Here is an 8,065-nt window from a genome sequence, read left to right on the forward strand (position 1 = left end):
GGGGATAAGTGTCTCTTCAAGAGTTCGGGATGACGTTAAAAATCAACCGGGACTCAATCTGAATTCTTTGGGTAAGCAAAATCTTAAAAACGTTGATGAGCCAATGGAAGTTTTCGCGATTTCAGAGATTGGGGATGATCCTCCCGTGAATATTCCACGATATGAAGGAATATTTAGAAAGAGGCTGGCATTTGCCGTATTGGCTGTCATAATCATATTCTCCGGCTTCTATGTCTATAAAACTGTTTCAGATAAGTCGGCTACACTCGAAGGAATTTCAAGTGAGCGAGATTCAATGGCTTCCATTGCTGTTCTGCCCTTTGAAAATATGAGTTCGGATCCCGAAAATGAATATTTCAGTGATGGTATGACTGAAGAGATAATTAATGCCCTTACAAAAATTAACGGACTGCGGGTAGCCTCACGGACCTCCTCGTTCAGGTTCAAGGGAGAGAAGATAGACATCCGGGAAGTCGGAGAGAAACTTAACGTCAAAACAATCCTCGAGGGAAGCGTTAGAAAGTCAGGATCCAAACTACGTATTACCGCCCAGCTTATTAACATAGAGGACGGCTATCACATCTGGTCGGAAATCTTTGAGCGTGAGATGTCCGACGTTTTTGCTATACAGGATGAGATATCTCAGTCGATTGCTAACAGGCTGAAAATTGAATTTGTAGGAAAAGATGAATTTTCGGTTGCTGAACGACATACAGAAAATTTGGCGGCGTATAATCTGTATTTGAAAGGTCGTTTTTACTCTAACAAGGCTACAAAAGAAGGATTAAAAAAGGGCATCGAGTATTTAAATTTAGCACTCGACAAAGACCCGTTATACGCCTTAGCTTATTCGGAATTGTCGAAATCATATGCTGCAGTAGGATACTTTAATCATGATTTGCTGCCTCGGAGGGAAGCATTTTTGAAAGCAACTGTAGCTGCGAAGAAAGCATTAGAAATCGATGACAATTTAGCGGAAGCACACACGGCTTTAGCGTATGTGAAGCGAACGCATGATTGGGATTGGAAGGGAGCGGAACAAGAGTTCAAGCGCGCCATCGAACTCGATGCGAACGACAGTAATGCTCATGAATTTTACGCCCTGTATTTAGCTGCCGTTGGGAGATTAGATGAGGCAATAAAAGAGGCCAAAATTGCCTTAGAACTCGATCCGGTATCGCTTAATGTAAATCAAACGGCTGCAAGAATATTTTACTACAGCCGCCGATATGACAGAGCGGTAGATCAAGCGAATATATTGCTTGATATGGACCCAAACTTTACCAGCGCGTACGCAGTACTCGCAAATGTTTACGAGCAAAAAGGAAAGTATGAGCAGGCAATCGATCACTATGTGTTATCAGGTAGTCTTGCTGGATCGAACGTTGAAGCTTTCTGGGAATCTCATCAGACTTTTGCAGTATCAAGTTGGACAGACTATTGGCAGGATGTTCTCGAATGGGTGGATAGCTACCCGGACCCGGACCGTATCTCATCAATCATCAGAGCAGTGTTATATACCCGCCTTGGTCAAAAAGATAAAGCGTTTGAACAATTGGAACTCGCCTATGAAAAACGAGAAGGCAAATTAGTCTATATCAAAGTGGATCCAAAATTTGACAGTCTGCGCTCAGACCCCAGATTCAGTGAATTACTAAAAAAGATGGGTTTGGAGCACTAAGTGGCAGATTCCACTCCAAAACGCAAACTCGCCGCCATCATGTTTACGGACGCTGGCGGAGCAGGCCTTTCCTATGATATTTCGATATGATCGGCTACCCCGCCCACTTATAGTTGCTTGATTGTGGTGATTCAATAGACTCCTCCCTTGAGGGAGGTGGATTCAGACGAAGTCTGAAGACGGAGGGTGTGATTTAGCAATGCACAACAATCACATCCCCCATCCGTCAGCCGACGGATACCCCCTTCAAAGGGGGAGGAAAAAGCCCCCTCCTTTATAAAAGGAGGGGAGACGAACTACAAAACATATCTCAAAAACGACCCGTTAGTAAAACCTGCTAATTGTTATTCTCTCGAAGATAAGAACTGATACTGTTAGAATAATTCAACTGAATATTTAATAGAGCAGTTATGTGAGTTAAACAAAAAGGATTTTCAGGCAGTTCTCTCATTTTCTCATTGCAAAAATATTATTTGAACGGTAACATATGGACAACAAGTTTACGAGGGGGTATTCTGTGTGAGTGCGAAAGCAAGATGAATAATTCGATAAAGCTCAAGGAAATTTATCTCAAAAGATATCAATAGTGTTTAAGCAGAAGGTAAGAACATGAGCAATGTTTCAAGACGGGAATTCCTCCTTCAAAGTTCCAGCGCCTTTCTCATAGCCGGGAGCGGTATATTTTTTAATCCTTTCCAACCTTTTAGAGGAGACCCCGAAAAAGATCTCAAATGGGATAAAGCGCCTTGTAGATTTTGCGGAGTCGGTTGTTCGGTTCTTGTTGGTGTGAAAGACGGCAAGATAATGGCTGTTAAGGGTGACCCGAAATCATCGGTTAACCAGGGAACTCTCTGCGTCAAAGGGTACGCGCTTCCCTTTATACAATACGCGGATGACCGTCTTACCAAGCCTTTGATCAGGATGAAAAACGGAAAATACGACAAAAGCGGCGAGCTTACAGAGGCGTCATGGGATGAAGCGATGGACCTGATCGTGAAAAAAGTTAAGAAAACTATCAAGGAGAAAGGACCCTCCGCTGTTGCGATGTTCGGCTCCGGTCAATGGACGATTTGGGAAGGTTACGCCGCCTCGAAGATCTGGAAAGGTGGATTGGCATCGAACAGCTTGGATGTTAATGCAAGACATTGCATGGCGAGCGCTGTTGCGGGCTTCATGACGACATTCGGAATGGATGAACCGATGGGCAGTTATGATGATTTCGATAAGGGTGACGCTTTTATATTGTGGGGGGCGAATATTGCCGAGATGCATCCGATACTGCATTCGAAGATCAGCGACAGGTTGCTGAGCAACCCGAACGGCAAACTGATAAATCTTACGACAATTACGAATCGCAGCTCCGACTTAGCCGATAGAGAGATAATATTTAAACCTCAATCGGATCTGGCTATAGCAAACGGAATCGCAAAGATCATAATAGAGAAAAACCAGGTCAATCACGATTTCCTCGAGAAGCATGTTCTGCTGAAGAAGGGTAAGGAGAATATCGGTTACGGATTAGATGATAATTTCAAGTTCAAGGAGAAGGCGGAGCTTATTGATCTTGAAGAGTATGAGAAATCCGTTTCTAAATACACGCCGGAATACGTCGGGGAGATAAGCGGAATATCGCAATCGGATCTACTCTATCTGGCGGAAATTTACGGAAATCCCGATACGAAGGTCATCTCTCTCTGGACGATGGGAGTTAATCAACACACTCGCGGCACCTGGATGAATAACCTGATATACAACCTTCACCTGTTGACGGGAAAGATCAGCGAGCCGGGAAACCAGCCGTACTCTCTGACAGGACAGCCGAGCGCTTGCGGCACATGCAGAGAGGTCGGCACATTCACGCATCGCCTGCCGGCGGATATGGTAGTGACCAATCCAAAGCACAGAGCAAGAACCGAGAAAATATGGAATATTCCCGCCGGAACGATTCCCGCTAAGCCTTCGTATCATGCCATCGCAATGATGCAGGCTCTTGACAGAGGAGATTTGGAAGTTTTCTGGAGCATGACAGCAAATCCTTTTCAGGCATATCCTAATCTGAACCGGTATAAAAAAGGCGCTTTAAAGGACGGGCGGTTTATCATCGTTTCAGACGTATATCCGACCCGGTCGACTGAAGTGGCGGACGTCGTTTTGCCGAGCGCTATGTGGGTCGAGAAAGAAGGGGCGTTCGGGAACGCGGAACGCAGAACCCATTTCTGGAAAAAGATGGTTGACGCGCCCGGTGAATCAAAGTCGGACCTGTGGCAGCTGGTCGAGTTCGCAAAACGGATGGGTCTGTCCAAACTGTTCGATTATTCTCCGGCGGAATACCCGCTGCCGGAAGGACACAACTCCTCAGATGCGAGTGAAGCATCCGGCTTTTATCTGGAAAAGGCGATATGGGATGAGTATCGTAAGTTTGGTTTGGGAAAGGGTCATGATCTGGCTTCGTTTGATGAATATCATAATTCGAGAGGATTACGCTGGCCCGTTGTGGACGGCAAGGAAACTATTATCAGATATAGGGAAGGTTACGACCCATATGTTGAAAAGGGTTCGGACGTCCAATTTTACGGGAATAAAAAGCAGGATAACAAGGCGACGATCTGGTTCCGGCCTTATGAACCGCCGCCGGAAATACCTAACGAAGAATATCCGCTTTGGCTGTGCACCGGGAGAGTATTGGAACATTGGCATTCCGGCACTATGACAAGACGGGTTGACGACCTCAATAAAGCGTATCCGCATGCCACGGCTAACCTGCACCCTGAAGACGCTAAGAATGCCGGACTCGTAAACGGCGACAGGATAAAGTTAAGCTCCAAAAGAGGAGAGATAACCTTGCACATCGAAATCGGAGGTCGGGTAACTCCTCAGGAAGGAATGGTGTACGTGCCCTGGTTTGATGAGGACGTAATGATAAACAACCTGACCTTAGACGCTTATTGTCCTATTTCCAAGCAGGCAGATTTCAAAAAATGCGCAGTAAAAATTGAAAAAGTCTAACCTTGGTGTTAAACGATGAAACAGTTGTTTCGATATAATATTTTTTTGATTTTAGCATTGGTAATTACTACGTCGTGCAACACAACACCTCGTGTTGTTTACAAGGAAAAGGGATTGGTAAAAGGGAAACCGGGAATGAATCGCCACACTGAAGTTGAAGCGGGTGAAAGCTCTCTCTTGGAGAAACCGTATTTTATCGCTCCGAATTTAATACCTCACAGTATTGTCGATTTTTCAATTACCAAAGAATCAAATGACTGTCTTGATTGCCATTTAGAAGGAGAGGAGTTGGACGAGGGGCATATAGCCACTAAAGTTCCTGATTCGCATTTTTTAAATGAATTTAAAAATGAACAAGAGGAAGAAAATGTTACCGGTGTTCGCTACAATTGCCTTCAATGTCATGTCCTCCAGGCGGAATTGGGCGTTTCAAACTGACAAGATAAATCAATATAAGAATATCGTTCTCTTAAAGCCTCTAAACTGACCCGGACTCTCCTCCATAAGTTGTAATAATCATTCAATCGGCTTGATGTCGGCAATAAGTAGATTTAACTAAATTCTTCAGGAGATTTCTAATGCCGCGTCGTCGCTCCAACGCCGGCGGAACTTCGTTTATCCTGACCGAAAAACCTCTATCTATTGGGTGTCAGAACCAGTCCGACAAATGCCTGGCGGACAACTCCTGACTGCCACGAAAACCATTAAAATGGTTACGGGTGTTAGGGATTCTTATTAACCCCGGACTTAAGTCCGGGGCTATTGATTCACACTCAAAATTAATTATCTAATCCAACGAAGAATGAATTATACTCTTCATTTTAATACGCAAGTGTCATATTTTGTATTTATCCATGGCTAATTAAGAAAGAAATAAAATGAATAAGAAAATATTGATATTAGGCGCCGGATTCGGAGGTCTCGATACCGCATTGAATTTGAGGAAAGAGCTCGATGATTCATACACTATTGAGCTCATAGATAAAAGCGAATATTTCATAATCGGATTCACGAAATTTGACGTCATGTTCGGACGCCGCACCGCAGAAGATGTAAAATCATACTACAAAGACCTTGCTATCGAAGGGGTAAACTTTATACACGATGAGATTCTGCTTATCGACCCGGAACAGAAAAACGTAAAAACGGTCTCCGGTGAATTCGGATATGATTATTTGGTCGTAGCGCTCGGAGCCGACACTTTCCCGGACGCTATCCCCGGATTCGTGGAAGGAGGGTATGAATTTTACTCGCTGAAGGGGGGAGAGAAACTCTATACGGCAATTGATAATTTCCGGTCAGGGACGATCGTTATCAGCATTTTCAGCAAACCGTATAAATGTCCCCCGGCTCCGTACGAAGCGGCATTTCAGTTAGACGAATATTTCAAGCAGAAGGGCGTAAGAGACGATGTGAATATTAAAGTCCTGATCCCGTCGCCGATTCCGCTTCCAATCGCTCCCAATGTATCTGAGAGAATTGAAGAGCTTTTAACGGAAAGAAATATCGAGCTGTATAGCAAACACAAGGTAACGGAACTCGATATTGCAAATAAATCAGCGGTGATTGAAAATCGCGAGCCTATGCCTTACGATCTGTTTATCGGCATTCCGATTCACAAGCCGCCGAAGGTGATCCGGGAATCAGCTCTCGGTAACGGCGGCTGGATATCCATATCAACGGATAATCTTGAGACACCGTATGAAAACGTGTATGCGATAGGCGATGTAACGAACGTACCGGTAGGGGAATTTGCCGTTCCGAAGTCAGGCGCTCTTGCGGAGAACGGGGCGGAAGTTGTTGTATCGGATATCCTGAGTAAGATAAAAGGTGAGGAAAGTACTCTGCGTTATGAAGGAATAGGTACATGTTTCGTGGAGTTGGGTGAGGGTATGGTGGGGAAATTAAACACGAATTTTCTTGGAAAACCTGAACCCGAAGTCTCCCTTGAAGGACCCACAGTCGAATTCAAGCAGGATAAGATAAGGTTTGAGAAGGATCGGATAGAAAAATGGTTCGGAGTAAGGCAAAATCAGTAAGGCAAATTCCGGCTGAATTATCGGATTACATGGGACGCAGATCTGCTCCGAGGGAGTCTCTGCGAGACGTCCCCCACATCTGTCCGGACGAGGAAGGAATCTCAGGGTGCTTCGACTCCCCGTCAGACATCCGTCGGGCAGGCGCTCAGCACGACGGGGAATAAAGTGCTGGTTAGGGCTTGCCCTGACACAGTACGATTGATCTTAAGGCGTCCGGACCTCCGCCGATGGCGGGACTTCTTAACTCCTGACCGCCACAAAAAGAAATTGCGCCTCGAACCGAAAGATATGGATAGATCGATTTCTGTTTCCTATCTTAGAACATCAACCAAGAGAATAATTGTTAACAAGAATCGGTATGAGTCACTGTTTTATGACCCCGACTGAAATCAATCTTATGGGGAGGAATGTATGAATCGCACAAATAACACTTCTTCAGTGAAAGGAGGCAATATACAGCGTCAGATAACGACAGCTCTTGCTCTCCTGCTGCTCACTTTTTCTTGTTCGGCTGACAAGACCACATCGAAGGATGCGTATTTCGACAATTCCGGCAGGGATGACGTCCTCAGCGGGGGTGTGAAGATGATAAGTGTGTCCACTCCAAAGGGGGATTTCAAAGTCTGGACGAAGCGTATAGGAAATAATCCCTCGATCAAGGTGCTGACCCTGCACGGCGGTCCCGGGTTTACCCATGAATATTTGGAAGCGTTTGACAGCTACTTCCCGGGAGCGGGGATAGAATATTACTATTACGATCAACTCGGTTCCTATTACAGTGATCAACCCGATGATAGTTCTCTCTGGACGACGGAGCGGTTCGTCGAAGAGGTGGAGCAGGTGCGTAAAGCACTGAATCTGACGGTGGAAAATTTCTATCTCTACGGACAATCGTGGGGCGGAATTTTAGCTATAGAGTACGCTCTTAAATATCAGGATAATCTGAAAGGACTGATCATCTCGAACATGATGGCGAGCATACCGGATTACAATAAATTTGCCGCTGAAGTGCTGTCAAAGCGAATCGACCCGGATGTGCTGTCAGAGCTGAGAGCTTTGGAAGCCGCCAATGATTTTGACAACCCCCGATATATGGAACTGCTTGTTCCGCATCACTACGAGCAGCATTTCCTTCGGATGCCTGCCGAAGAATGGCCCGATCCTGTAAACAGGGCGTTTGAGCATATGAATCCGAAAGTGTATGTACTTTTGCAGGGTCCGAGTGAATTCGGCGCTTCCGGCAGGCTCGTTAACTGGGACAGGAAATCCGATCTGCACAAGATACGAGTGCCTACACTCACAATAGGCGGCGCATACGATACGATGGATCCGGAACATA

Annotated in this window: 5 protein-coding genes; all 5 read left to right on the plus strand. The window is 45.3% G+C overall.

Annotated features, from left to right (window positions below):
* The coding region (locus IID12_08770; GenBank protein MCH8289182.1) for a tetratricopeptide repeat protein at nucleotides 1-1,681 on the plus strand (1,681 nt) is incomplete at its 5' end.
* 609 nt (nucleotides 1,682-2,290) lie between these two features.
* Complete coding sequence (locus tag IID12_08775) at nucleotides 2,291-4,687, plus strand: molybdopterin-dependent oxidoreductase (GenBank protein ID MCH8289183.1); 2,397 nt, start codon at nucleotides 2,291-2,293, stop codon at nucleotides 4,685-4,687.
* Between the two features lie 15 nt (nucleotides 4,688-4,702).
* Nucleotides 4,703-5,125 carry a nitrate reductase cytochrome c-type subunit gene (locus tag IID12_08780; GenBank protein ID MCH8289184.1) on the plus strand — a complete coding sequence of 141 codons (423 nt, stop codon included), beginning with the start codon at nucleotides 4,703-4,705 and terminating at the stop codon, nucleotides 5,123-5,125.
* A gap of 440 nt (nucleotides 5,126-5,565) precedes the next feature.
* Entirely contained in the window at nucleotides 5,566-6,726 is a 1,161-nt protein-coding gene (locus IID12_08785; protein ID MCH8289185.1) for an FAD-dependent oxidoreductase, read from the plus strand.
* A 411-nt stretch (nucleotides 6,727-7,137) separates the two neighbouring features.
* The coding region (locus IID12_08790; GenBank protein ID MCH8289186.1) for a proline iminopeptidase-family hydrolase at nucleotides 7,138-8,065 on the plus strand (928 nt) is incomplete at its 3' end.

This window comes from Candidatus Neomarinimicrobiota bacterium (genome assembly GCA_022567655.1).
Lineage (GTDB): Bacteria > Fidelibacterota > SORT01 > SORT01 > SORT01 > JADFGO01.

Coding starts and splice junctions, on each gene's coding strand:
- IID12_08775 (MCH8289183.1), top strand. CDS start 2,291: ATGAGCAATGTTTCAAGACGGGAATTCCTCCTTCAAAGTTCCAGCGCC.
- IID12_08780 (MCH8289184.1), top strand. CDS start 4,703: ATGAAACAGTTGTTTCGATATAATATTTTTTTGATTTTAGCATTGGTA.
- IID12_08785 (MCH8289185.1), top strand. CDS start 5,566: ATGAATAAGAAAATATTGATATTAGGCGCCGGATTCGGAGGTCTCGAT.